A 23,922-nucleotide genomic window follows, 5' to 3' on the forward strand; every position below is an offset into this window, starting at 1 on the left:
AAAAGCGGAGGCCGCAATGGCCAACCTACCAATCCATCGCGCTTCTGTTTCGTTCGGTTTTGAGGGAATGAGAAATTCCTTCAAAAGCGCCTGTGCCTGCGTCTGCTAGCAGGTTCAGGGAAGCAAGATTCCTCGGCACAAGACTGCAGAGAAGTGAATTCAATGAAGTAGTCTCGTTTGCGTCTGCGTCTACAAGCGGATTCGGAGAAGCCGAATTCCTCGACGCAAACCAGCGAAGAAGCAGGTTCAAGGCAGCAACTTCGTTCCTTGAAAACTAGATAACCGGAAAAGCAAAGGAAGAAGCCGAGAGCGCAATAGGTTAAGCTAGAAAGGGCGCACGGTGGATGCCTTGGCACTAGGAGCCGATGAAGGACGGGGCAAACGCCGAAACGCTTCGGGGAGCTGTAAGCAAGCGTTGATCCGGAGATGTCCGAATGGGGGAACCCACTGTCCGTAATGGGGCAGTATCCATGCCTGAATCCATAGGGCATGGAGGGCACACCCGGGGAACTGAAACATCTTAGTACCCGGAGGAGAAGAAAGCAACCGCGATTCCCTGAGTAGCGGCGAGCGAAACGGGAACAGCCCAAACCAAGAGGCATGTCCTCTTGGGGTTGTAGGACCGCTCACGATGGGAGTGAGAAAGGGACGGGGTAGACGAACCGGTCTGGAACGGCCGGCCAGAGAAGGTGAGAGCCCTGTAGTCGAAACTTCGTTCCCTCCCGAGCGGATCCTGAGTACGGCGGGACACGAGGAATCCCGTCGGAAGCAGGGAGGACCATCTCCCAAGGCTAAATACTCCCTAGTGACCGATAGTGCACCAGTACCGTGAGGGAAAGGTGAAAAGCACCCCGGGAGGGGAGTGAAAGAGAACCTGAAACCGTGTGCCTACAAGTAGTCAGAGCGCGTTCATGCGTGATGGCGTGCCTTTTGTAGAATGAACCGGCGAGTGACGATGGCGTGCGAGGTTAAGCCGAAGAGGCGGAGCCGCAGCGAAAGCGAGTCTGAACAGGGCGTCAAGTACGTCGTCGTCGACCCGAAACCAGGTGATCTACCCATGTCCAGGGTGAAGGCCGGGTAACACCGGCTGGAGGCCCGAACCCACGCACGTTGAAAAGTGCGGGGATGAGGTGTGGGTAGGGGTGAAATGCCAATCGAACTTGGAGATAGCTGGTTCTCCCCGAAATAGCTTTAGGGCTAGCCTCGGGTTTAGGAGTCTTGGAGGTAGAGCACTGATTGGGCTAGGGGCCCAAACCGGGTTACCGAACCCAGTCAAACTCCGAATGCCAACGACTTATGCCCGGGAGTCAGACTGCGAGTGATAAGATCCGTGGTCGAGAGGGAAACAGCCCAGATCGCCAGCTAAGGCCCCGAAGTGCACGTTCAGTGGAAAAGGATGTGGAGTTGCAAAGACAACCAGGATGTTGGCTTAGAAGCAGCCACCATTTAAAGAGTGCGTAATAGCTCACTGGTCGAGTGACTCTGCGCCGAAAATGTACCGGGGCTAAACGTGCCGCCGAAGCTGCGGGATGACCGTTGGTCATCGGTAGGGGAGCGTTCTAAGGGCAGAGAAGCCAGACCGGAAGGACTGGTGGAGCGCTTAGAAGTGAGAATGCCGGTATGAGTAGCGAAAACAGAGGTGAGAATCCTCTGCGCCGAAAGCCTAAGGGTTCCTGAGGAAGGTTCGTCCGCTCAGGGTTAGTCGGGACCTAAGCCGAGGCCGAAAGGCGTAGGTGATGGACAACAGGTTGAGATTCCTGTACCACCTTCTTCCCGTTTGAGCGATGGGGGGACGCAGGAGGATAGGGCGAGCAGGCGGCTGGAAGAGCCTGTCCAAGCCGTGAGGCTGATCCGCAGGCAAATCCGCGGATTGTAAGGCCAAGCGGTGACGGCGACGGAGTGATCCGGAAGTCCCCGATTTCACACTGCCAAGAAAAGCCTCTAGCGAGGGAAGAGGTGCCCGTACCGCAAACCGACACAGGTAGGCGAGGAGAGAATCCTAAGGCGCGCGGGAGAACTCTCGTTAAGGAACTCGGCAAAATGACCCCGTAACTTCGGGAGAAGGGGTGCTCTTTGGGGTGAAGAGCCCTGAAGAGCCGCAGTGAAAAGGCCCAAGCGACTGTTTATCAAAAACACAGGTCTCTGCGAAGCCGAAAGGCGACGTATAGGGGCTGACACCTGCCCGGTGCTGGAAGGTTAAGGGGAGCGCTTAGCGGAAGCGAAGGTGCGAACCGAAGCCCCAGTAAACGGCGGCCGTAACTATAACGGTCCTAAGGTAGCGAAATTCCTTGTCGGGTAAGTTCCGACCCGCACGAAAGGTGTAACGACTTGGGCGCTGTCTCAACGAGAGACCCGGTGAAATTATACTACCTGTGAAGATGCAGGTTACCCGCGACAGGACGGAAAGACCCCGTGGAGCTTTACTGCAGCCTGATATGGAATTTTGGTATCGCTTGTACAGGATAGGTGGGAGCCTGGGAAGCCGGAGCGCCAGCTTCGGTGGAGGCGGCGGTGGGATACCACCCTGGCGGTATTGAAATTCTAACCCGCACCCCTTAGCGGGGTGGGAGACAGTGTCAGGTGGGCAGTTTGACTGGGGCGGTCGCCTCCCAAAAGGTAACGGAGGCGCCCAAAGGTTCCCTCAGAATGGTTGGAAATCATTCGGAGAGTGCAAAGGCACAAGGGAGCTTGACTGCGAGACGGACAGGTCGAGCAGGGACGAAAGTCGGGCTTAGTGATCCGGTGGTTCCGCATGGAAGGGCCATCGCTCAACGGATAAAAGCTACCCCGGGGATAACAGGCTGATCTCCCCCAAGAGTCCACATCGACGGGGAGGTTTGGCACCTCGATGTCGGCTCATCGCATCCTGGGGCTGTAGTCGGTCCCAAGGGTTGGGCTGTTCGCCCATTAAAGCGGTACGCGAGCTGGGTTCAGAACGTCGTGAGACAGTTCGGTCCCTATCCGTCGCGGGCGGAGGAAATTTGAGAGGAGCTGTCCTTAGTACGAGAGGACCGGGATGGACGCACCGCTGGTGTACCAGTTGTCCCGCCAGGGGCACCGCTGGGTAGCTATGTGCGGACGGGATAAGCGCTGAAAGCATCTAAGCGTGAAGCCCCCCTCAAGATGAGATTTCCCACCGCGCAAAGCGGGTAAGATCCCTCGAAGATGACGAGGTCGATAGGTCCGAGGTGGAAGCGTGGCGACACGTGGAGCTGACGGATACTAATCGATCGAGGGCTTAACCTAGAAAAGTGGAAGCGCCGCGATTAGCTCTCGAAGCCAAATGTTCTTCACCCGCAGGGGTGCTTGCACCCCGAGGGGGAAGGTTATTTGGCAGAAGAGAGCTAGGCGCTGGAACTGGACAGCAAGAAAAGTGGAGGCCGCCCGCTTATCGGCGAGGTGCGCTGGAGGGCCTGCGAGGAGGCTGTCGCCGCCGCAGCAGGACCGAAGCGTCGCGAGCCGATGGCGGCCGGAACTAGACAGTGAAAAGCGCAGGCGAGCGGGTCGCCGCGACGGGCAAATGTTCTTCGCCTGCAGGGATGTTCACATCCCGAAGGCGAAGGTTATTTGACCCCGAGCGGCGGCGAGCCGGAGCTGGACAATGCGAAAAGCGCAGGCGAGCGGCTTCTTCCTGAGCACGGTTATCTAGTTTTGAGGGAATGAAAAAGTCTTGACAACAGGTCAACTTTCCTTATAATAAGACTTGTCCATTGTTGCCTAGTGGCTATGGCGGAGGGGAAACACCCGTTCCCATCCCGAACACGGAAGTTAAGCCCTCCAGCGCCGATGGTAGTTGGGGCCAGCGCCCCTGCAAGAGTAGGTCGCTGCTAGGCAATTTCGTGGAGGATTAGCTCAGCTGGGAGAGCACTTGCCTTACAAGCAAGGGGTCGGCGGTTCGATCCCGTCATCCTCCACCATCTTAATATAAAAGCTGACTTGCTTTCTCATCATCGTGGGGTGGAGCAAAGAGCCTTTGCTTCAACGAATCCGCTTCCAGTTGCCTCGACGCATCTGGCATCTTTGAATCAGCTTGTAGAGGAAGAGGCGACGAACAACAACGATAAGAGCATTGTGCAAATTAATTTACTTTCTTATCGCCGCGGGGTGGAGCAGTCCGGTAGCTCGTCGGGCTCATAACCCGAAGGTCGCAGGTTCAAATCCTGCCCCCGCAACCAAAATTGGTCCCGTAGTGTAGTGGTTAACATGCCTGCCTGTCACGCAGGAGATCGCGGGTTCGAGTCCCGTCGGGACCGCCATTCTTTCAAAATTGTGAAAGATGAAAAAATATGGCTCGGTAGCTCAGTCGGTAGAGACGAGCATCCGCATCGTCGAATCTGCTGCGAGTTGTCCCGACGCATCTGGCTTCTTCGAATGGGCTAGTAGAGGAAGGGACACAAAAATCATCAACGAACAAGGGAAAAATAAGATAAGGCTCGGTAGCTCAGTCGGTAGAGACGAGCATCTGCTTCATCGAATTCGCTTCGAGTTGCCTCGACGCATCCAGCATCGTCGAATCCGCTGGCAGAGGAAGAGGCACAAAGCGGTATCAATAGGCAGTGTGAAAAATATAATACGGCTCGGTAGCTCAGTCGGTAGAGCAAAGGACTGAAAATCCTTGTGTCGGCGGTTCGATTCCGTCCCGAGCCACCATTTTTATCATAGTTCCGAAAGAAGATTCCTGCTTCATGCAAAGCTAAGTGGGAGTAGTTCACAGACATGTCAGATGTTCAAACCACCCCGGCTTAGTTCAATGGGTAGCCACGAGCACTCGCATCGTCGAATCTGTTGCGAGTTGCCTCGACGCACGAGGCTTCCTTGAATGAGCTTGAAGAGGAAGAGGCACAACCAGGCAGACAACATGAATCACTAGCTAATTTTAAATGTGCCGGCTTAGCTCAATTGGTAGAGACGAGCATCGGCATCATCGAATTGGCTGCGAGTTGCCTCGACGCACAAGGCTTCCTTGAATGAGCTTGAAGAGGAAGAGGCACAACCAGGCAGACAACATGAATCACTAGCTAATTTTAAATGTGCCGGCTTAGCTCAATTGGTAGAGACGAGCATCGGCATCATCGAATTGGCTGCGAGTTGCCTCGACGCACAAGGCTTCCTTGAATTAGCTGGCAGAGGAAGAGGCAGGTAGAGCTAGGTAGTACCTAGAGTGTTGTCCTAACCATGAGCCATTAGCTCAGTAGGTAGAGCAACGAGCTTTGCATCATCGAGTTCGCTTCGAGTTGTCCCGACGCATCTTGCTTCCTTGAATATGCTTGTAGAGGAAGGGACATCACTATCCTAGAGTGTTATCCAACTCGTGAGCCATTAGCTCAGTAGGTAGAGCATCTGACTTTTAATCAGAGGGTCGGAGGTTCGAGTCCTCCATGGCTCATCGTCTTGCGGAAGTAGTTCAGCGGTAGAACACCACCTTGCCAAGGTGGGGGTCGCGGGTTCGAGCCCCGTCTTCCGCTCCACTTCCGCCGGGGTGGCGGAATTGGCAGACGCACAGGACTTAAAATCCTGGGGTAGGTAACTACCGTGCCGGTTCGAGTCCGGCCCTCGGCACTTGTGCGCTCGTAGCTCAATTGGATAGAGCATCTGACTACGGATCAGAAGGTTAGGGGTTCGAATCCTCTCGAGCGCGTTTTGTCGGGAAGTAGCTCAGCTTGGTAGAGCACACGGTTCGGGTCCGTGAGGTCGCAGGTTCAAATCCTGTCTTCCCGATTTATCATGGGGCCTTAGCTCAGCTGGGAGAGCGCCTGCTTTGCAAGCAGGAGGTCATCGGTTCGATCCCGATAGGCTCCACCTTTTGACTTAAATTTGGCGGTGTAGCTCAGCTGGCTAGAGCGTACGGTTCATACCCGTGAGGTCGGGGGTTCGATCCCCTCCACCGCCACCATTATCGGACCTTTAGCTCAGCTGGTTAGAGCAGACGGCTCATAACCGTCCGGTCGTAGGTTCGAGTCCTACAAGGTCCACCATTATTATTGTTGCTTTTTTGGAGGAGTACCCAAGTGGTTGAAGGGGTCGGTCTTGAAAACCGAGAGGCGCCGCAAGGCGCGCGGGGGTTCGAATCCCTCCTCCTCCGCCATGCACTTTAAAATCATGCCGGCTTAGCTCAATTGGTAGAGACGAGCATCGGCATCATCGAATTGGCTGCGAGTTGCCTCGACGCACAAGGCTTCCTTGAATGAGCTTGAAGAGGAAGAGGCACAACCAGGCAGACAACATGAATCACTAGCTAATTTTAAATGTGCCGGCTTAGCTCAATTGGTAGAGCAACTGACTTGTAATCAGTAGGTTGCGGGTTCAAGTCCTGCAGCCGGCACCAGATCGAGGCGACTATGGCGAAGTGGTTAACGCACCAGATTGTGGCTCTGGCATGCGTGGGTTCGATTCCCACTAGTCGCCCTTTTCATTATATTCTATATTTGCGTGTGTAGTTTAGTGGTAAAACCTCAGCCACGAGCATTCGCATCATTGAATTAGCTTCGAGTTGCCTCGACGCATCCAGCTTCCTCGAATTAGCTTGCAGAGGAAGAGGCATGGAAGAGCGTGGCAGATGTTGACTCCAAATGATATGCGTGTGTAGTTTAGTGGTAAAACCTCAGCCACGAGCATCTGCATCATCGAATCTGCTTCGAGTTGCCCCGACGCATCTGGCTTCTATGAATCAGCTGGTAGAGGAAGGGGCATGGAAGCAGCGTGGCGGATGTTCAACTAAATGATATGCGGGTGTAGTTTAGTGGTAAAACCTCAGCCTTCCAAGCTGATGTCGTGGGTTCGATTCCCATCACCCGCTTTTGACGGGCCTATAGCTCAGCTGGTCAGAGCGCACGCCTGATAAGCGTGAGGTCGGTGGTTCAAGTCCACTTAGGCCCATTATTTTCCATTGAATGTTTTTTGGCTATTCGCTATAATAATGGGCGAACAATGCCCCATCGTTCCACAGCAAAAGCGGAGCGACGAGCTTCACATCTTCGAATTCGCTGCGAGTTGCCTCGACGCATCTCGCTTCCTTGAATTAGCTGGCAGAGGAAGAGGCAACGAGCACATTTGGAAGATGTGCATAACATATAGTTATTCATCATTCCGCAATAGCTCAGCGGTAGAGCAACCGGCTGTTAACCGGTAGGTCGTAGGTTCGAATCCTACTTGCGGAGCCATGTTACGGAGAAGTACCCAAGTGGCTGAAGGGGACGGTTTGCTAAACCGTTAGGTCGCAGTTTTGCGGCGCGCGGGTTCAAATCCCGCCTTCTCCGCCATAATGGCCCGTTGGTCAAGTGGTTAAGACACCGCCCTTTCACGGCGGTAACACGGGTTCGAATCCCGTACGGGTCACTGGTTGCTGGCACCAGAGATTCTGGTGCCCTTTTGTACAATTTCTTTTGTCGATTTTTGCGTTTTTTTCTTGCGATGCGTGTGGAAGTCTGTTATAATGTCTCTCGTTAGCTTTAAAATTATGTTATGATGCTTGGGGACAACGCAGTGTTTCGTTTCGTTAAAGAACGAGGCATTGCGTTTTTTTATTTATCACCCTAAACCGAGAAGCCCCCCACTTCCACGCGTGAGCGTAGGTGGGAGAGCGTTCAAGTAGGGAGGGAGTCCCCCGTTTCCAACGGCAGGAAAGTGGGGGGAGAAGATCAAACGAACAATTGGGCGTCGGCTTCGCCGCCATGAATTTGCACAAACATCGTTTGGATGGCTTGAAGCTGGCGCTTGGCGGTTTCTTCTGGCGTTGATGGGAGAAAGTAAACGATTTGCAAAGCGTTTTTCGTTTCTCTCGTCACGGCGGTCCGCTCCGAATCGACGATCGGACTGCCAAACGGCCCTCGTTCATCTTTGCTGACGAGTTTGTTGGCAAAGTTGACTGTGCGGCCGTTTAACGCGATGTATTCATCTTGTTCCGTGCCGATCGTGAGCGTCACTGTCCCGTTGATGCGGTCTAGATCATAGATGCCGAGTGGAATTTTATAATAGAGTGAAAAAAAGTTGTTTATGTCTGCCGCTGAATGGATAGGCGAAATGAAGCTTTTTTTCTGGATGCGTCGGTACAGGCTTTCACTTGACGGTCGATAGCGGCTTGGGTCCGTTCCGATTTGTTTGAAAGTACGGCGCCATTCGACCATCTCAGGAATGTCGGCAATCGACTTTTCCTGCAGCTCGATGTAAAGAGATTCTTGAAACAGCTCAAGCCGCCCCCTTAACATTTGCGGTGAATCGCTGACCTCGATATGATGATAGCGGATGACGCCGAATTTACCAGAAGGAAGGCGTTGCTTTAGTTGTTCTGATATCACGAATTTCATCTTGATCACCTCGGATTTCATTTTATCATATATGACGAAAGGAGGGAAAACGATGGATGTTATGGCATTAAAGCGGGAAGTCATTGAGTATAGTCGGTCAATCGGCATTGATAAAATCGGATTTGCGAGCGCTGATCCGTTTGTTGAATTAAAGGAACGGCTGCGCCGCCAGCAGGAGCTCGGCTATCAGTCCGGTTTTGAGGAACCAGATATTGAGAAACGGACGAATCCTTCATTGCTTCTTCCGGAAGCAAAATCGATCATTGCCATTGCTCTTGCCTATCCGTCCAAAATGAAAAATGCGCCGCGGGGGACAAAGACGGAACGGCGCGGCGTTTTTTGCCGCGCTTCATGGGGAAAGGACTACCACGATGTGTTGCGGGAACGTTTGCAGCAGCTCGAGGAGTTTTTGCTGGCCAAAGTGCCCCATGCCCGCGTTCGCTCGATGGTGGATACCGGAGAGCTCGCCGATCGGGCGGTGGCGGAACGGGCAGGGATCGGTTGGAGCGGCAAGAACTGCTCTATTATTACACCGGAGTTTGGATCGTATGTGTATTTGGGAGAAATGATTACGAATATTCCATTTCCCCCTGATGAACCGGTTGAAAACCGATGCGGCACGTGCACGAAATGCATTGATGCCTGCCCGACCGGGGCGCTTGTACAAGGGGGACAACTGAACGCACAGCGGTGCCTTTCCTTTTTAACGCAAACGAAAGGCTTTTTGGCCGACGAGTTTCGGGAGAAAATCGGGAACCGGCTGTACGGCTGCGATACATGCCAGCAAGTCTGCCCGGAAAATAAGGGGAAAGACTTTCATTTGCATCCAGAATTCGAGCCGGATCCGGAAGCGGTAAAGCCGAAACTCATCCCGCTGCTTCAGATGAGCAACCGTGAATTTAAAGAAACATTTGGGGCCATGGCGGGTTCATGGCGTGGGAAAAAGCCGATTCAGCGCAATGCCATTCTGGCGCTCGCCCATTACAAAGACCAAACCGCGGTGCCGCACTTACTGCGTTTGTTGAAAGAGGATAGCCGTCCAGTCATCCGCGGGACGGCGGCGTGGGCGCTCGGGAAAATCGGGGATCCAAGCGCTAAGCCTTATTTGGAGGCCGCGCGGCAAACGGAGGCGGATGCCGATGTGATCGCTGAGATTGAAAAAGGACTGAAACTGTTGGCTGAGGCAAAGGAATAGGGAAAAAAACGCAGCTTCCCCACATAAGGTAGTAACAAAAACGAAAGTGGTGGAAAGCAGCATGAAAAAACAGTTGCGCGCGTGGTTGGATGAGCGAGCCCGCTCGTTTGTGTCGGAAAGCAATATCCGAAGCGAAGAGGCGGCAAGAAAGCAACGGCTTTGCCAAAAGCGCGGTGCGGAGATCGTCCGTTGCACGATCCGGGGACAAATTATCGGCAGGCAGACCATCGAGCGGGAAGCGAAAGTGATGTATATTGCCCACCATCAATTTTTAATTAAGCAAAGGGGTTCACTATATATAGAAGAACAGGTTGAGGAGCGATGCGCCTGTTTTGTTCGCGGTGAGCTTGTAGCTGATGAACCGATCAACCGGTTGGGGGGGTATATGGAGGCGCCGCGCGTCGAACGAGAGCAATGGACGGGGGAGCGTCTTTCTTACCAGTATGACCGCGCCCGGGCGGTGCGGTATGCGGAAACGTGGTGGAATCGGCATAACCCGGTGTTTCCGTCGTTTCCGGTGGATTGCACGAATTTTGTCTCTCAATGCTTGTATGCAGGCGGGGCGCCGATGACGGGCTATCCGAACCGTGCGAGGGGATGGTGGTGTCAAAACGGAAGTTGGAGTTACAGCTGGGCTGTGGCCCATGCTTTTCGTTGGTATTTGAGCGGGTCGCGCATCGGCTTGCAGGCGGTGGAAGTGGCGGAGCCGGAGCAATTGATGGCAGGCGATGTCATCTGTTATGATTTTCAAGGGGACGGACGCTTCGACCACTCAACGATTGTGGTGGCGAAAGATCAGAACGGGATGCCGCTTGTGAACGCCCATACGACAAACAGCCGCATGCGTTACTGGTCGTATGAAGATTCAAGCGCCTATACGCCAAACATTCGGTATAAATTTTTTCACATCATTGACCGCAAATAAACGATGTTGCTGAGGTGAACGAAATGCCGCTCCATGTAGTACTGTACCAACCAGAAATTCCGGCTAATACCGGGAATATCGCCCGCACATGCGCGGCTACGGATACGGCGCTTCACTTGATTCGTCCGCTTGGGTTTTCAACGGATGATAAAATGTTAAAGCGCGCCGGGCTTGATTATTGGCCGTATGTCAATATTTCGTATTATGACTCGCTTGACGAACTATTCGCCCGCTTTCCGGAAGGGGAGTTTTATTTCATTACGAAATTCGGGCGCCGGTATTATGATTCGTTTGATTTCAGCGATACAGAAAAACATATTTTCTTTGTGTTCGGCCGTGAAACGACCGGATTGCCGAAGGAGCTGCTTGAGGCCAATATGGATCGTTGCCTTCGCATCCCGATGAATGACAAAGTGCGCTCGTTAAACTTGTCGAACACGGCGGCCATTTTAGTGTACGAAGCGTTGCGCCAACAACGGTTTTATGGGTTGTCATAAACAAAAAAACGACCTTCGCTCTGGAGGTCGTTTTTTTGGTCTTATTGTCTGACGCCTGGTTTGTCTTCATAGCCAGCGGTGAAAATGGCCGTCAAAAACGCAATGATAACCCCTAGCACAAGCAACGTGCGCATCGTTTGTTCCTCCTTCATAATGAAAGTGGCAGGCGTTTCCCTCTTTATTATAGCGAATATGGCCAAGCATGTGAATGACCGCAGCTGGTTGTTAGGAGACAAAATTTTTTTTGCGGCGAATGATACGGGACATCCTCGCATAAATTGTAATAATCTTGCTGTTAGACATCCAAGGGTGAGGAGGTCCTTTATGGATATTTTGCAAAAAATCGCCCGGTATCGGGAAGAAGAAGAAAAGTTGAAATGGGAAGGAACGTTTGCCGAGTATTTAAAGATTTTAAAAGAAAAGCCGTGGGTGGCCCAGTCGGCTCATTCGCGTGTTTATAATATGATCAAAGATGCTGGGGTCGAAGAGGTGAATGGGCGGAAACGATATAAGTTTTTCAGCCAGCACCTGTTCGGGCTTGAGGAGGCGCTTGAGCGGCTCGTTGAGGAATATTTCCACCCGGCGGCGAAGCGGCTTGATGTGCGGAAACGGATTTTGCTGCTGATGGGGCCGGTCGGCGGCGGGAAGTCGACGTTGGTAACGCTCCTGAAGCGCGGGCTTGAGGAGTACTCCAAAACGGAGCGCGGAGCCGTTTATGCGATTAAAGGGTGCCCGATGCATGAAGACCCGCTTCACCTCATTCCTCACCATTTGCGCGACGATTTTTACCGTGAGTACGGCATTCGCATTGAAGGTGAGCTGTCGCCGCTCAATATGATGCGGCTTGAGAAAGAGTACGGCGGACGCATTGAAGACGTGCTGGTGGAGCGTATTTTCTTCTCGGAAAACCGCCGCGTCGGCATCGGGACGTTCAGTCCGTCTGACCCAAAATCGCAAGACATCGCCGATTTAACGGGAAGCATTGATTTTTCAACGATCGCGGAATACGGTTCCGAGTCTGACCCGCGCGCGTATCGGTTTGACGGCGAGCTGAACAAAGCCAACCGCGGGATTATGGAATTTCAAGAGATGTTAAAGTGCGATGAAAAATTTCTTTGGCATTTGCTGTCGCTGACGCAAGAAGGCAATTTCAAGGCTGGGCGGTTTGCTTTAATCAGCGCCGATGAATTGATCATCGCGCATACGAACGAAACGGAATATCGGTCGTTCATTGCCAACAAAAAGAACGAGGCGCTCCATTCGCGTATCATCGTCATGCCGATTCCGTACAACTTGCGCGTCTCGGAAGAAGAGCGCATTTATGAAAAAATGATCCGCGAAAGCGACGTCGCCGACGTGCATATCGCCCCGCACACGCTGCGGATTGCGGCTATGTTTACGATTTTGACGCGGCTGAAAGAATCGAAGCGGCCGGATGTGGATTTATTGAAGAAAATGCGCTTGTATGATGGCGAAATGATTGAAGGATTCAGCGAGGTCGATGTGGAGGAGCTGAAAAAGGAGCATCCGGATGAGGGGATGAGCGGCATCGACCCACGCTATGTCATCAACCGCATTTCTGCCTGCATCATCCGCAAAGGAGTGCCGTCGATCAATGCGCTTGACGTGCTTCGTTCGTTGAAAGAAGGATTGGATCAGCATCCGTCGATCACGAAGGAAGACCGCGAGCGGTATTTGAATTTCATTTCGCTCGTGCGCAAGGAGTATGATGAAATCGCAAAACAAGAAGTGCAAAAGGCGTTCGTCTATTCGTATGAAGAGTCAGCGAAAACGTTGATGGATAACTATTTGGACAACGTCGAGGCGTACTGCAACAAGACGAAACTGCGCGATCCGCTTACGGGTGAGGAAATGAATCCGGATGAAAAGCTGATGCGCTCGATCGAGGAACAAATCGGCATTTCCGAAAATGCGAAAAAAGCGTTTCGCGAAGAAATTTTAATTCGCATTTCGGCATATGCACGAAAAGGACAGCGGTTTGATTATAATTCACATGAACGGTTGCGGGAAGCGATCCAGAAGAAATTGTTTGCGGATTTAAAGGACATTGTCAAAATTACAACGTCGACGAAAACACCGGATGAGCAGCAGTTGAAAAAAATTAACGAAGTCGTCGCCCGCCTCATTGATGAATACGGGTACAACTCCACGTCAGCCAATGAATTGCTCCGTTATGTCGGCAGCTTGTTGAACCGCTAGGCATGCCTCAAGCGCTGAGGCATGCTTTTTTTATCCTCCTCCCCTGTCTGACCGAGTTGCACAGGGAGGGTCGAGCGAAGACGACGCAGCGAGCTTCGCTAAAAGGAAGCGAACAAGAGGGCGCGAAGCTGATAATCGGGCTTGTCTACTTTTCTATTTTCCTCATTCATTGGTCAATTATTTTGAATTTTTGCATACGATAAAATAAACCAACTTGGCATCGTGATGGCCCGTTTTGATGACGCCAACATAAGTATATGCGGGAAAGCGAAAAGTGTGAAAATGATTTTTTCAAAGGAGGGGAAAACATGAAGGGGAATTTTGTTGTATCGAAAGAAGACTGGTCCCTCCACCGCAAAGGATATGATGATCAAAAGCGCCATCAAGAAAAAGTGAAGGAAGCGATCAAAAACAATTTGCCCGACTTAATTACGGAAGAAAGCATTATCATGTCCAACGGGCGCGATGTGATTAAAATTCCGATCCGCTCGCTCGATGAATACAAAATCCGCTACAATTATGAGAAAAACAAACACGTCGGCCAAGGAAACGGAGACAGCCAAGTCGGCGATGTCGTGGCCCGAGACGGAAGCGGGGAGGGGCAAGGGCCAGGAAAAGGCCAAGGGGCTGGCGATTTGCCGGGCCAAGATTATTACGAAGCTGAAGTGTCACTGATGGAGATTGAGGAAGCGTTCTTTAGCCAACTGGAGCTGCCCAACTTGCAACGAAAAGAGCTGGATCAAAATGTAACTCAACATATCGAATTTAATGACATCCGCCGCACCGGACTGATGGGGAACATCGATAAGAAGCGGACGATGCTCGCTGCCTTCAAGCGCAATGCCATGAATGGCAAACCAGGTTTTTATCCGATTTACCGCGAAGATTTGAAGTTTAAAACGTGGAACGAAGTCGTCAAGCCAGAATCGAAGGCGGTCGTCTTGGCGATGATGGACACAAGCGGATCGATGGGCATGTGGGAAAAATATATGGCACGCAGCTTTTTCTTCTGGATGACGCGCTTTTTGCGCACGAAATATGAAACCGTTGAGATCGCCTTTATCGCCCACCATACGGAAGCGAAAGTTGTCAGCGAGGACGAATTTTTCACGAAAGGGGAAAGCGGCGGGACGATTTGCTCATCCGCCTACCGCAAGGCGCTTGAACTGATCGAAACGAAGTATTCTCCGTCGCGCTACAACATTTATCCGTTCCACTTCTCCGACGGCGACAACTTGACATCGGACAATGCCCGTTGCGTGAAGCTTGTTCAAGAGCTGATGAAAGTGTCGAACATGTTTGGGTACGGGGAAGTCAACCAGTACAACCGCCATTCCACGCTCATGTCGGCGTATCGCAATATTAAAGACGAAAAATTCCGCTATTATATTTTGAAGCAAAAATCGGATGTGTTCCATGCGATGAGAACATTTTTCCGCAAAGAAGAAAGCAAGCAGCTCGTTTGACCCTCTTCATATGGCGAAAAGAGGGTTTTTCTTTTTGGAAAGGCGGGAGGGCGAGGCCCTCCCTAAAATAAGTTATTGCTTTTGCAGCGTCGCCGCCATGGCGAGTACGGCGCCAAGCACGTCTTCGTTGCTTGGAGCGTGCACGGTCAATAGCATCGGCGTTGGTTGGGCGCTGGCGATGACATGAACGGTGACACCGTCCGCTTGGGCAGTGTACCAAACGGCATCAGCGAACGGCTTAGGCAATCCGTTCGTTTGTTGGCGGGCGGCGTTGGCGTCAACCGCTTGGGCATGTTCTTGCGCTAGTTGCTCGTAGTTTGTTTCCCCCTCCGAAAGCAAGCGGATGCGGGCGAATGCGTCGCCATGAAGCAAGACATCGGCGCCCGGTTCTTCGGCGTCAAGGGTCCATCCTTCCAAAACATAGAGGGAAAAATGTTGATTGTCGCTCGTTTGCAGCGTTGCCGTTTTCGTGATGGTTTGTTTCCCTTCTTGATAGGACAAGGAAACGGTCGGTTGTGAAGCAGCAGATTGCTCTTCTTTTGTCGTTGATTGCTCTTCCTCTTTCCCGGTTGGTGATGTTTGCTCTTTTGCTTCTTTCGAGGAAGAATGTTCTGTGGATGACGGCGCATCAGACGATGGTTTTGGATCGTCGGCTGTCTGCTCTTCCTTTGCCGCCTGTGTCGTCTCGTGCTCTTTCGTTCCACAGCCAACCAGCAAGACGGAGGCGACAGCGAGAGAGAACAACAGTTTCCAGTATCGAATCATGTTCATTCCTCCCTACGTTCCATATACCCCCCATTATACCAATTGAAACGGTGGAAACAAACAGACTCGTTTCCCTATTTTTTTGTTTGTTTCGCGTGCAAGGCGATATGCGCCCCGCCCCAAACAGCGGCGACGAGCAGAATGAGTGAAGCCAATCCGCAAAGCATGCGGTCACCTCCTCGTGTATACTAGAACTAGATGGCAGGATGAATGTAATGTATGAAACGCGTTTCAAGTCAAGAGCTTTTATGGAGGGAAGTGGGAACGTGGCGAACATCCGTGATTTGGCGAAAGAAGCGGGTGTGTCGGTGGCCACTGTATCGAGGGTATTGAACGGATATCCGTATGTGAGCGAGGAAAAGCGGAAGGCAGTTTGGGAAGCAGCCCAGAAGCTTCAATATGTGAAAAATATTCAAGCCGTTCACTTGGCGAAGGGAAGAACAGCGATTGTCGGGGTCATGCTTCCGTACATTCACCATCCTTATTTTTCCGCTGTAATCGAAGGGATTTCCAAAGAGGCGCTTCGTTATGGTTACCAGTTGCTTTTGTTTCAGACAAACTATGAGGTGGAAAGGGAGCTTGAGGCGTTGGAACGGCTGCGGATGAAGCAAATGGATGGGTTGATCGTATGTTCCCATGAAGTGGACTGGGAAGCGTTTGCGGCTTATCAGGAAGACGGTCCCATTGTTTTATGTGAGCAGGTGGAAAGGTATGATTTTTTCACTGTCTATATCGATCACTACCAAGCGTTTGTCCAAGCGCTTCGCTACTTGATCAAAAAGGGGCACCGGCGCATCGGTTATTGCATCGGAAGAATGACCGGGCCGAACAGCCAAGCGAGGGCAGGGGCGTACCAGGATGTGTTGCGTGAAGTCGGCGTCCTTCCTCGTCGGCAGTGGGTTTTCGATGGTTGTCTATTTCTTGAAGATGGAAAGCGGGTTATGGAGCAATGGATCGCGATGGAGGAGAGGCCGAGCGCGTTGCTTGTGACGAGTGACCAAGTGGCGGCCGGAATCGTGCTCCATGCGCGCCGAATCGGGGTGCGCATTCCAGATGAGCTTGCCGTTATTGGTTTTGATAATGATCCATTGGCCGAAATGCTGGGCATTACAACCGTGGCACTCCCCCATTTTACGCTCGGGGAAAGAGCGTTCCGCCTTCTTCACCATTGGCTGGAGACAGGCCGTGTGGCGCGAAAACAGGAAGAGCTGCCTGCCCGGTTGCTGGTGCGGGATACGGCATAATAAGGCCTGGCTTTCCGTCTCTGACAACCAGCTTAAAGCCAAGTGAAACGGCGCCGTGTTATGTTGCTTTCAGATGGTACCGATTCACTGGTCGTCCGACGCCGCCGTATTGAACATCGAGCACGACTTTTCCTGTTTTCTCAAGGTACTCCAAATAGCGGCGGGCGGTGACGCGGGCGATGCCGACTCCTTCGGCCACTTCCTCGGCGGAAACAGGGAAGCGGTGCCCGCGCAAATAGGCGATCACTTTTTCCAATGTGACCTCATTCAGTCCTTTCGGAAGCTCGGAGGACGGTCCGGCCGGTTGTTCAGCCGCCCGCCTTAGGGCATCGAGTTCCACCTGGGTGAGCGATTCCTTTTCCGCAAGCGACCGGCGGAACGTCCGATAATTTTCCAACGCCTGTTTGAGCCGTTCAAATTTGAACGGTTTCACAATGTAATCGAAGGCGCCGTTTTGCAGGACGCGGCGCACCGTTTCAATGTCGCTCGCCGCGGTAATGGCGATGATATCGACTTCATGGCCGCGGGCGCGGATTTGTTTTAATGTTTCAAGGCCGTCCAGCTGCGGCATGTAAATATCGATCATTGCTAAATCCGGGTGCAGCTCGTCGATGAGGCGGAGTCCTTCTTCACCGTTTCCAGCGAGGCCGATGACGGTGAAGCCGTCGACTTGTTCAATCATTTGCCGATTCACTTCTTGCACCATCGGGTCATCCTCGATCAACAACACGCGATACATAGCCTTTTCCTCCTTCGTCTCGACGGGGGTGTCTTTCGCGGCCGCCGTTGCCTAAATGGACCTCACATGTCAAAGGTCACCGTAAACACCGTTCCTTTCCCCTTTTCCGACTGCACATCGATGCGCCCGTTTCCCTTTTCCACAATTTGCTTCACCAAATACAAGCCGATGCCTCGACCGCTCTCCCCTTTGGTTGAAAAGCCTTCATCAAAAATGCGGTTGATATGCTCACGGGCAATGCCTTGGCCGTTGTCTTCGACCGAGAGGGAACAAATGTCTTCATTTTGTTCGATGCTGATGTAAATTTCTTTTTCCCGGTCGGTTACATCACGGAACGCGTCGAAGGCGTTTTCAATTAAATTGCCAAGGAGAACAACAAAATCATGGTGATCGAGATGCGGCGGAAAGCGGTGCAGCCGGCTGTGCCGATCGATGGTCACGCGGATGCCGAGCTCCTTGCCGCGGCGGATTTTGCTTAAGAGCAATCCAGAAATGCTTTCGTCCTTAATGTTGCGGCTTAAAAACTGTGTCAGTTCTGCTTGTTCCTCCGTGACTTGGAAGACGTACTCGAGCGCCTTTTCGATATGGCCGAGCTGGATGAGGCCGGCGATCGTATGAAGCTTATTCATGTATTCATGATTTTGCACGCGCAAGGCGTGGACAAACGCCTTGACGCCCGTCAGTTCTTCGGCGAGTCTCTTCACTTCCGTCCGGTCTTGGAAAATGGCGATGGCGCCGACCGTTTTCCCGTTGACTTTGATCGGGATGCGGTTGCTCCAAATCGTTAAATTGCCGATCTGCAACTCCTTATTGTAAATCGGCTTGTTTACTTCCAAGATTTCCGGAAGGTGTGTGTCTGGAATGACGGAACGGATCGACCGGCCGATGACATCCCCTTTGACGCCGAGCATTTGTTTTGCCCGGTCGTTGAAGATGGTAATGTTTTCATCGCTGTCAATGGCGATGACGCCTTCGTGCATGGCGTTAAACGCTTCCGTCCGTTCGATCAGCAGCTTGGCGATCTCATGCGGTTCCAGCTCAAACATTTGCCGCTTGATATGGGAGGCGAGCAGCCATGCACCAATTCCACCGACAACGAGCGACAAAACGACCGCTACGGCAGCTTCTTCTTTCAAAGAATCAATGGCTTCAAAAAACGTCGGCAACCGGTAGGCGGCGATGACGACGCCAATTTGTTCGTGATCGCTGTTCATAATGGGAACGAAGGCGCGAACCACTGTCCCGATTTCCCCGCGGGCTTTGGAAGTGTACGTATGTTCGGCAAATGCCGGCCCCTCATCAGCACCGCGGGAGATCGTGCCGATCATTGCCGGAAGCGGATGGGAGAGGCGCACTTTGTTCATATCGAGAACGACGATATAGTCGGCGCTGTGAATGACGCGCACCCGCTCGACGACCGGATTGATCAGCGCCCGGCTTTGTTTGTTTCCGACAATATGGCGCCTGACTTCGGGCAGCTCGGAGACGGTGCGCGCGGTCAATAAGGCGCGCTGGCTGAGTTCCTCCTCCTTTGTATGGAAAAAGTCGCTGATGATGAATGCACCGCTCAGCAACATGGAAAAGCTGACGATGGCGAAAATCAAAATCGTAATTTTCCAGCGAATCGGCAGCCGGTTCATGGCGGAACTCCTTTTTGGCAGTCGTGATGGCTGTTGGACATGCCATATGAATCGGGAAAGGAATAAATCAACGTTTTTTTCATTATACCAAATCTTCTTGAATGGAAAGAAACGAAAGGTGTAAAATGGCGGTGGGGAACAAATATTCTGCCCGCCAGCATAGAAGATGGTGCATACGTAAGGCGTGGCGATTGCTGCTTTCAAACCGAATCGGTGGGCTCCAGCCGCTTTTTTGCTTCAATGATTCGAGTCGGCGGGGAGCATTCCGTTGGAGTGCCATTTTAGCAATAGGATGGAAGAATGGTGTGAACAATGGGGAAAAAGTGGAAAGCATGGACAATCCTTTTGTTTGTCGGCCTCGGTCTAGTCGGCTGGGCAGCGAGCCGTCAACTGGGACGTGAACCACTTGTTTATGACGACGAGCAAAAAGGATTGGAAAAGCAAATCATTATTTATTTCAGCCATGTCGTAGCAGAGAACACGCCAAAAGGGCTGGCGGCGCAAAAGTTTGCTGAGCTCGTCGAGCAAAAAACAAACGGCCGCGTCAAAGTCGAAGTGTTCCCGAACGGCTCGCTTTATTCGGATGGGGAAGAGCTTGATGCGCTGTTGCGCGGCGACGTGCAAATGATCGCGCCATCATTTTCAAAGGTGACAGAGCTCGTCCCCGAATGGCAAGTGCTCGATTTGCCGTTTTTGTTCCGCGATGAGGACGACGTGCGCCGCGTGTTTACTGGAAAAGTGGGCGCCGAGCTGCTTCGGATGCTGGAGGCAAAAGGAATGAAAGGACTGGCGTTTTGGAGCAATGGATTTAAGCAAATGATGAGCACAACCCGTCCGCTCATCGCCCCTGACGATTTTCGCGGCTTGCGTTTTCGCATTATGCCGAGCGAAGTGATTGAAAAGCAGTTTCGCTTGCTTGGCGGTGAACCGATTGCCGTTTCATTTGACCGCGTTTATCAGGAGCTTGAACAGCATAAGTTTGATGGGCAGGAAAATACGATTTCCAATATTTATTCGAAAGGGTTTTACAAATTTCAACCGTATATTACGATCAGCAATCACGGATATCTCGGGTACGCCGTCATGATGAATCAGTCATTTTGGGACCATTTGCCGAAAGACATCCAGCAAAAAATAACCGAAGCGATGGCTGAAGCAACACAATGGAATTTGCAGGAGTCAAAGGCGCAAAACGAACGGGAATTGAACGAATTGCGCCAGCGCGAGGACGTCCATCTCTATGAATTATCCGAGAGGGAGAAGTGGGAATGGGAGCGAAAGTTCGCCCCGCTGTATGAGGAGTTTGCCAAACGGTTTGGGGCGAGATTATTGGAGGAAATTCGGGAATCCGAGAAGTAGGGGAGCTGTCCCAAAAGAGCGGTAATGCTTCTGCCGGGGCAACATGGAAAAATAGACCACCGCGAAAAACCTGGTAAAACCAATGGTTTCAGAGGTGGTCTCTTTCCCGTGCTTCGGTTGCATTTCATCAAAAAGGGGCTTTTGAGCCAGCCCCTTTTTTTGTTGGTCCTTGCCGAAATAGGCCATGACCAAAAAGACCAAAACGACCATTATCACCATAATATTTTGATTTTATGCTTTTTCCTTTATGATGATGTTGAAAGCGTTGTCAAGACAAAGAAAGGAGTGGGAGAAATGCGGAGCAAATTTAAAAATTTAACTGTGCAAGTCATTATCGGTATTATTTTAGGGATTATCGTCGGATTTTTATTCCCGGAATTCGGCACGAAGCTGAAAGTATTGGCCGATGGGTTTATTAAGCTGATTAAAATGGTGATTGCGCCGATCATTTTCTTCACGGTCGTCATCGGGATCGGCAATATGGGCGACTTGAAAAAAGTCGGCCGCATCGGCGGCAAGGCGCTCATTTATTTTGAAATTGTCACGACGTTTGCGTTGGCCATCGGGATTGTCGTCGTCAACCTTGTCAAACCAGGGGTTGGGTTTCATACCGATGCAGTAAAAGGCGGCGACATTTCGCAATATACGAAGCAGGCGGAAGAAACGAGCCATGGTTTTGTTGATTTCATTTTAAGCATCATTCCTGACAACGTTGTTGCCGCGATGGCGAGCGGCCAACTGCTTCCGGTGCTCTTCTTCGCCGTGTTGTTCGGTTTAGCGGCTGCCGCGCTTGGGGAAAAAGCAAAACCAGTGATTTCCTTGTTTGAACGGCTGGCGGAAATTTTCTTCGGCGTCGTCAACGTGGTAATGAAGGTGTCGCCGATCGCCGCGTTCGGCGCGATGGCGTACACGATCGGCACGTTCGGCCTCGGATCGCTCGTGTCGCTCGGTAAATTGATGGGTTCTGTTTACATTACGATGGCGCTCTTCATTTTCGTCGTGCTTGGCGGGATTGCCAAGTTTTATGGGTTTAACATCTTTCAGTTTCTCGCTTATATCAAAGAGGAACTGTTGCTTGTTTTGGGCACGTCTTCGTCTGAATCAGCGCTGCCGCGGCTGATGGAGCGTTTGGAAAAATACGGGTGCTCGAAATCGGTTGTTGGTCTTGTCGTTCCGACAGGGTATTCGTTTAACCTAGACGGCACATCGATTTACTTGTCGATGGCAGCTATTTTCATCGCCCAAGCGTACGGCATTGATTTAACCATTTGGCAAGAGCTGACGTTGCTTGGCGTCTTAATGCTCACTTCGAAAGGGGCAGCAGGGGTTACCGGTTCCGGCTTTATTACGCTGGCTGCAACGTTGGCAGCATTTCCGATGATTCCGGTCGAAGGCATCGCCTTGTTGCTTGGGGTTGACCGCTTCATGTCGGAAGCGCGGGCGATTACGAATATTATCGGCAATGCTGTAGCGACAGTGGTTGTTTCGAAAATGGAAAACGAGTTTCATCCGAACGAAGCTGAAGTGGAGCGCGCCTCGATGAGCGTGGCCAAATAAGAGTCAGGAGCGCTCTGCAAGTCCCATTGACAGCTTTTCCGTTCGCATGTTTCTGACTGCGTCGGGAAAGGCGCCGCACGCTGCAAATCGCCGAATGGATAAAAAAAGGAATGCAATGACAGCGCGAGGGGAACGTTTCCCCTCGTTTTTGCGTTGATTTTCCCCTAAAGAAAGAACAAGAGGGACGCGGGGAAGCGAGAAAGGAGAGCAAGCATATATTTTGATTTTCTTTCCCTCTTTTCCCATAATGAAACTATAATGACGCTCGAGGAGGAGAGGATATGAACGGTCTGCAAGATTGCGCCACTTTGCATAACGGGGTGAAAATGCCTTGGGTCGGCCTTGGCGTTTATAAAGTCAAAGAAGGGAAGGAAGTAAGAAGCGCGGTGCGCACCGCGCTCGAGATCGGCTACCGCCACGTCGATACAGCCGCTTTTTATGAAAACGAAGAAGGTGTCGGTCAAGCGATCCGCGAATCCGGCATTCCTCGCGAACAAGTGTTTGTGACGACGAAAGTGTGGAACACCGACCAAGGGTATGAGACAACGCTGAAGGCGTTTGACAAAAGTTTGAAAAAACTCGGGTTCGATTATGTCGACTTGTATTTGGTCCACTGGCCGGTGAAAGGGAAGTATAAAGAGACGTACAAGGCGCTGGAAAAGTTGTATAAAGACGGTTATGTGCGCGCGATTGGAGTGAGCAACTTCCAAATTCACCATTTGCAAGATGTGATGGCTGACTGCGAAATTAAGCCGATGGTCAACCAAGTCGAGTATCACCCGCGCCTGACGCAAAAAGAGCTGCTTACGTTTTGCCGGGAAAACGGCATCCAGCTTGAAGCATGGTCGCCGCTCATGCGCGGGGAAATTTTAAGCGAACCGACGATCGTTGACATTGGGCGCAAGTACGGGAAAACGCCGGCGCAGGTGGTGTTGCGCTGGGATTTGCAACACGGCGTTGTGACGATCCCGAAGTCGGTGACGCCGGCGCGGATCAAGGAAAACGCTGATATTTTTGATTTCTCGCTGACCGACGAAGAAATGAAACAGATCGACGCGTTGAACTTGAACAAACGGGTCGGTCCTGACCCAGACAATTTCAATTTTTGATGTCCCCATCAGCCAAATAGCGCCTCGATGCAGGCGCTGTTTTTTTTGAAACCGGAGCGGGCCGTTTGACGTATGAAAAGGTGAGCAAGTACAATAAATAATAGTATACACATTTGATGAACATTGAAAAAACGGAGGGTGCTGTGATGCTATTCCATCCGATGGATATTTTCATTTTTATCGCCTTCCTGATATCGCTTTGGGCGCAATGGAAGGTATCAAGCAATTTCAATGCCTGGTCTGAAGTTCCAGCCTCATCGGGGTTGACGGGGGCGGAAGTGGCGCGCATGATTTTAGACCGCCACGGGCTGCACCATGTGCCGGTGGAGGTCGTGCCAGGGAGATTGTCCGACCATTATGATCCGATTTCCCGCACGGTCCGTTTGTCGGAGCCGGTCTTTTATGGGCGTTCAATCGCTTCCATTTCCGTTGCCGCCCACGAGGTTGGCCATGCCGTTCAACACCAGCAAGGCTACGCGGCGCTCGTCCTTCGCCACCGGATGTTTCCGATTGTGAACTTCGCTTCGGGCGTTGCGCCGTTGTTGTTGCTCGTTGGATTTGTGCTCCATCAATTTTCGCTGATTGGACTCGGCATTTTGTTTTTCTCGCTGGCGGTGGCCTTCCAAATCATTACCTTGCCGGTGGAGTTTAACGCGAGCGCACGGGCGAAGCGGTTTATGCTGGCTGAAGGGTTGATCGCCCCAAATGAAGCGCGAGGCGTAAACAAAGTGCTTGGCGCGGCGGCGCTGACATACGTCGCGGCAACGTTGATCGCCGTGTTTGAACTGCTGAAATATGTGCTCATTTTCACCCAAGGGAACAATAATGAGGAATCGTAACATATTGGGCCGCCTAAGGCGGCCCAGCGGCATCATCGTCTATCAGCTGCAATGGAAACTTTTG

At 51.9% G+C, this 23,922-nt stretch carries 15 protein-coding genes, 20 tRNA genes and 2 rRNA genes; 33 read left to right on the forward strand and 4 right to left on the reverse strand.

Annotated elements, in window-relative coordinates; all coding sequences use genetic code 11:
• The first annotated feature begins 317 nt into the window (after positions 1 to 317).
• The 23 genes from QWV57_RS02620 (at position 318) to QWV57_RS02730 (ending at position 7,335) form a co-directional block, all read left to right on the forward strand.
• A 23S ribosomal RNA gene (locus QWV57_RS02620) occupies positions 318 to 3,246 on the forward strand.
• A 470-nt stretch (positions 3,247 to 3,716) separates the two neighbouring features.
• Positions 3,717 to 3,833 (forward strand): 5S ribosomal RNA (gene rrf / locus QWV57_RS02625).
• Between the two features lie 8 nt (positions 3,834 to 3,841).
• Positions 3,842 to 3,917 (forward strand) — tRNA-Val (locus QWV57_RS02630).
• 181 nt (positions 3,918 to 4,098) lie between these two features.
• A tRNA-Met gene (locus QWV57_RS02635) sits at positions 4,099 to 4,175 on the forward strand.
• A gap of 5 nt (positions 4,176 to 4,180) precedes the next feature.
• Positions 4,181 to 4,256, forward strand: a tRNA-Asp gene (locus QWV57_RS02640).
• Between the two features lie 318 nt (positions 4,257 to 4,574).
• A tRNA-Phe gene (locus QWV57_RS02645) sits at positions 4,575 to 4,650 on the forward strand.
• Positions 4,651 to 4,815: 165 nt separating this feature from the next.
• The gene (locus QWV57_RS02650) at positions 4,816 to 4,971 is read left to right on the forward strand and encodes a hypothetical protein (protein ID WP_301100382.1); all 156 of its coding nucleotides are present in this window, start codon (positions 4,816 to 4,818) and stop codon (positions 4,969 to 4,971) included.
• 342 nt (positions 4,972 to 5,313) lie between these two features.
• Positions 5,314 to 5,386: transfer RNA gene (locus QWV57_RS02655), tRNA-Lys, on the forward strand.
• A 7-nt stretch (positions 5,387 to 5,393) separates the two neighbouring features.
• A tRNA-Gly gene (locus tag QWV57_RS02660) sits at positions 5,394 to 5,468 on the forward strand.
• Between the two features lie 5 nt (positions 5,469 to 5,473).
• Positions 5,474 to 5,559: transfer RNA gene (locus tag QWV57_RS02665), tRNA-Leu, on the forward strand.
• A gap of 5 nt (positions 5,560 to 5,564) precedes the next feature.
• A tRNA-Arg gene (locus QWV57_RS02670) sits at positions 5,565 to 5,638 on the forward strand.
• Positions 5,639 to 5,644: 6 nt separating this feature from the next.
• Positions 5,645 to 5,718: transfer RNA gene (locus tag QWV57_RS02675), tRNA-Pro, on the forward strand.
• An 8-nt stretch (positions 5,719 to 5,726) separates the two neighbouring features.
• Positions 5,727 to 5,799: transfer RNA gene (locus QWV57_RS02680), tRNA-Ala, on the forward strand.
• A gap of 17 nt (positions 5,800 to 5,816) precedes the next feature.
• A tRNA-Met gene (locus tag QWV57_RS02685) sits at positions 5,817 to 5,893 on the forward strand.
• A gap of 5 nt (positions 5,894 to 5,898) precedes the next feature.
• Positions 5,899 to 5,975: transfer RNA gene (locus tag QWV57_RS02690), tRNA-Ile, on the forward strand.
• A 19-nt stretch (positions 5,976 to 5,994) separates the two neighbouring features.
• Positions 5,995 to 6,085, forward strand: a tRNA-Ser gene (locus QWV57_RS02695).
• A 164-nt stretch (positions 6,086 to 6,249) separates the two neighbouring features.
• Positions 6,250 to 6,325: transfer RNA gene (locus tag QWV57_RS02700), tRNA-Thr, on the forward strand.
• Positions 6,326 to 6,332: 7 nt separating this feature from the next.
• A tRNA-His gene (locus QWV57_RS02705) sits at positions 6,333 to 6,405 on the forward strand.
• Between the two features lie 320 nt (positions 6,406 to 6,725).
• Positions 6,726 to 6,796 (forward strand) — tRNA-Gly (locus QWV57_RS02710).
• A gap of 6 nt (positions 6,797 to 6,802) precedes the next feature.
• Positions 6,803 to 6,876 (forward strand) — tRNA-Ile (locus QWV57_RS02715).
• 209 nt (positions 6,877 to 7,085) lie between these two features.
• Positions 7,086 to 7,160 (forward strand) — tRNA-Asn (locus QWV57_RS02720).
• Between the two features lie 6 nt (positions 7,161 to 7,166).
• Positions 7,167 to 7,259 (forward strand) — tRNA-Ser (locus tag QWV57_RS02725).
• 4 nt (positions 7,260 to 7,263) lie between these two features.
• Positions 7,264 to 7,335, forward strand: a tRNA-Glu gene (locus tag QWV57_RS02730).
• 302 nt (positions 7,336 to 7,637) lie between these two features.
• On the opposite strand, the gene QWV57_RS02735 is transcribed toward QWV57_RS02730, so the two are convergent.
• Positions 7,638 to 8,303: a B3/B4 domain-containing protein gene (locus QWV57_RS02735; protein ID WP_033005850.1), complete on the reverse strand. Its 666-nt coding sequence runs from the start codon at positions 8,301 to 8,303 to the stop codon at positions 7,638 to 7,640.
• A gap of 52 nt (positions 8,304 to 8,355) precedes the next feature.
• Between QWV57_RS02735 and queG the strand changes: the two genes are divergently transcribed.
• The 5 genes from queG to yhbH all read left to right on the forward strand — a co-directional run bounded on the left by queG (position 8,356) and on the right by yhbH (position 14,606).
• A complete protein-coding gene (queG, locus tag QWV57_RS02740) occupies positions 8,356 to 9,498 on the forward strand; it encodes a tRNA epoxyqueuosine(34) reductase QueG (protein WP_013146296.1) in 1,143 nt (380 codons plus the stop codon).
• Positions 9,499 to 9,559: 61 nt separating this feature from the next.
• Positions 9,560 to 10,423, forward strand: a complete 864-nt coding sequence (locus tag QWV57_RS02745) for an amidase domain-containing protein (protein WP_015373983.1) — start codon at positions 9,560 to 9,562, stop codon at positions 10,421 to 10,423.
• A 23-nt stretch (positions 10,424 to 10,446) separates the two neighbouring features.
• Positions 10,447 to 10,920, forward strand: coding sequence for a tRNA (uridine(34)/cytosine(34)/5-carboxymethylaminomethyluridine(34)-2'-O)-methyltransferase TrmL (gene trmL / locus QWV57_RS02750; protein ID WP_015373984.1), 474 nt, complete (start codon positions 10,447 to 10,449; stop codon positions 10,918 to 10,920).
• A gap of 324 nt (positions 10,921 to 11,244) precedes the next feature.
• Positions 11,245 to 13,140, forward strand: a complete 1,896-nt coding sequence (locus QWV57_RS02755; RefSeq protein WP_011229990.1) for a PrkA family serine protein kinase — start codon at positions 11,245 to 11,247, stop codon at positions 13,138 to 13,140.
• 308 nt (positions 13,141 to 13,448) lie between these two features.
• Positions 13,449 to 14,606, forward strand: coding sequence for a sporulation protein YhbH (gene yhbH, locus QWV57_RS02760; protein ID WP_033005854.1), 1,158 nt, complete (start codon positions 13,449 to 13,451; stop codon positions 14,604 to 14,606).
• Between the two features lie 72 nt (positions 14,607 to 14,678).
• Here the strand turns inward: yhbH and QWV57_RS02765 are convergent, their stop codons facing one another.
• Complete coding sequence (locus QWV57_RS02765; protein WP_015373986.1) at positions 14,679 to 15,371, reverse strand: DUF8580 domain-containing lipoprotein; 693 nt, start codon at positions 15,369 to 15,371, stop codon at positions 14,679 to 14,681.
• Positions 15,372 to 15,637: 266 nt separating this feature from the next.
• Between QWV57_RS02765 and QWV57_RS02770 the strand changes: the two genes are divergently transcribed.
• Complete coding sequence (locus tag QWV57_RS02770; protein ID WP_033005858.1) at positions 15,638 to 16,615, forward strand: LacI family DNA-binding transcriptional regulator; 978 nt, start codon at positions 15,638 to 15,640, stop codon at positions 16,613 to 16,615.
• Positions 16,616 to 16,673: 58 nt separating this feature from the next.
• Here the strand turns inward: QWV57_RS02770 and QWV57_RS02775 are convergent, their stop codons facing one another.
• Both QWV57_RS02775 and QWV57_RS02780 read right to left on the reverse strand, forming a co-directional pair.
• Entirely contained in the window at positions 16,674 to 17,354 is a 681-nt protein-coding gene (locus QWV57_RS02775; protein WP_013523005.1) for a response regulator, read from the reverse strand.
• A 62-nt stretch (positions 17,355 to 17,416) separates the two neighbouring features.
• Positions 17,417 to 18,994 (reverse strand): ATP-binding protein, encoded by a 1,578-nt coding sequence (locus QWV57_RS02780; protein ID WP_013523006.1) that lies wholly within the window; start codon positions 18,992 to 18,994, stop codon positions 17,417 to 17,419.
• A 312-nt stretch (positions 18,995 to 19,306) separates the two neighbouring features.
• Here QWV57_RS02780 and QWV57_RS02785 point away from each other — a divergent pair, with 312 nt between their 5' ends.
• From QWV57_RS02785 to QWV57_RS02800, 4 genes are all read left to right on the forward strand, one after another.
• Positions 19,307 to 20,353: a TRAP transporter substrate-binding protein gene (locus tag QWV57_RS02785; RefSeq protein ID WP_301100417.1), complete on the forward strand. Its 1,047-nt coding sequence runs from the start codon at positions 19,307 to 19,309 to the stop codon at positions 20,351 to 20,353.
• Positions 20,354 to 20,647: 294 nt separating this feature from the next.
• Positions 20,648 to 21,910, forward strand: a complete 1,263-nt coding sequence (locus QWV57_RS02790; protein WP_033005861.1) for a dicarboxylate/amino acid:cation symporter — start codon at positions 20,648 to 20,650, stop codon at positions 21,908 to 21,910.
• A gap of 281 nt (positions 21,911 to 22,191) precedes the next feature.
• Positions 22,192 to 23,019, forward strand: coding sequence for an aldo/keto reductase (locus QWV57_RS02795; RefSeq protein ID WP_013523009.1), 828 nt, complete (start codon positions 22,192 to 22,194; stop codon positions 23,017 to 23,019).
• 146 nt (positions 23,020 to 23,165) lie between these two features.
• Positions 23,166 to 23,858 carry a zinc metallopeptidase gene (locus QWV57_RS02800; RefSeq protein ID WP_011230067.1) on the forward strand — a complete coding sequence of 231 codons (693 nt, stop codon included), beginning with the start codon at positions 23,166 to 23,168 and terminating at the stop codon, positions 23,856 to 23,858.
• Positions 23,859 to 23,922 lie beyond the last annotated feature (64 nt).

Source organism: Geobacillus zalihae, assembly GCF_030414215.1.
GTDB lineage: Bacteria > Bacillota > Bacilli > Bacillales > Anoxybacillaceae > Geobacillus > Geobacillus zalihae.

What these genes read in the sequence shown, in the direction of transcription:
- QWV57_RS02735 (WP_033005850.1), bottom strand. Translation starts at nt 8,303, where the DNA reads ATGAAATTCGTGATATCAGAACAACTAAAGCAACGCCTTCCTTCTGGT.
- queG (WP_013146296.1), top strand. Translation starts at nt 8,356, where the DNA reads ATGGATGTTATGGCATTAAAGCGGGAAGTCATTGAGTATAGTCGGTCA.
- QWV57_RS02745 (WP_015373983.1), top strand. Translation starts at nt 9,560, where the DNA reads ATGAAAAAACAGTTGCGCGCGTGGTTGGATGAGCGAGCCCGCTCGTTT.
- trmL (WP_015373984.1), top strand. Translation starts at nt 10,447, where the DNA reads ATGCCGCTCCATGTAGTACTGTACCAACCAGAAATTCCGGCTAATACC.
- QWV57_RS02755 (WP_011229990.1), top strand. Translation starts at nt 11,245, where the DNA reads ATGGATATTTTGCAAAAAATCGCCCGGTATCGGGAAGAAGAAGAAAAG.
- yhbH (WP_033005854.1), top strand. Translation starts at nt 13,449, where the DNA reads ATGAAGGGGAATTTTGTTGTATCGAAAGAAGACTGGTCCCTCCACCGC.
- QWV57_RS02765 (WP_015373986.1), bottom strand. Translation starts at nt 15,371, where the DNA reads ATGATTCGATACTGGAAACTGTTGTTCTCTCTCGCTGTCGCCTCCGTC.
- QWV57_RS02775 (WP_013523005.1), bottom strand. Translation starts at nt 17,354, where the DNA reads ATGTATCGCGTGTTGTTGATCGAGGATGACCCGATGGTGCAAGAAGTG.
- QWV57_RS02780 (WP_013523006.1), bottom strand. Translation starts at nt 18,994, where the DNA reads ATGAACCGGCTGCCGATTCGCTGGAAAATTACGATTTTGATTTTCGCC.
- QWV57_RS02785 (WP_301100417.1), top strand. Translation starts at nt 19,307, where the DNA reads ATGGGGAAAAAGTGGAAAGCATGGACAATCCTTTTGTTTGTCGGCCTC.
- QWV57_RS02790 (WP_033005861.1), top strand. Translation starts at nt 20,648, where the DNA reads ATGCGGAGCAAATTTAAAAATTTAACTGTGCAAGTCATTATCGGTATT.
- QWV57_RS02795 (WP_013523009.1), top strand. Translation starts at nt 22,192, where the DNA reads ATGAACGGTCTGCAAGATTGCGCCACTTTGCATAACGGGGTGAAAATG.
- QWV57_RS02800 (WP_011230067.1), top strand. Translation starts at nt 23,166, where the DNA reads ATGCTATTCCATCCGATGGATATTTTCATTTTTATCGCCTTCCTGATA.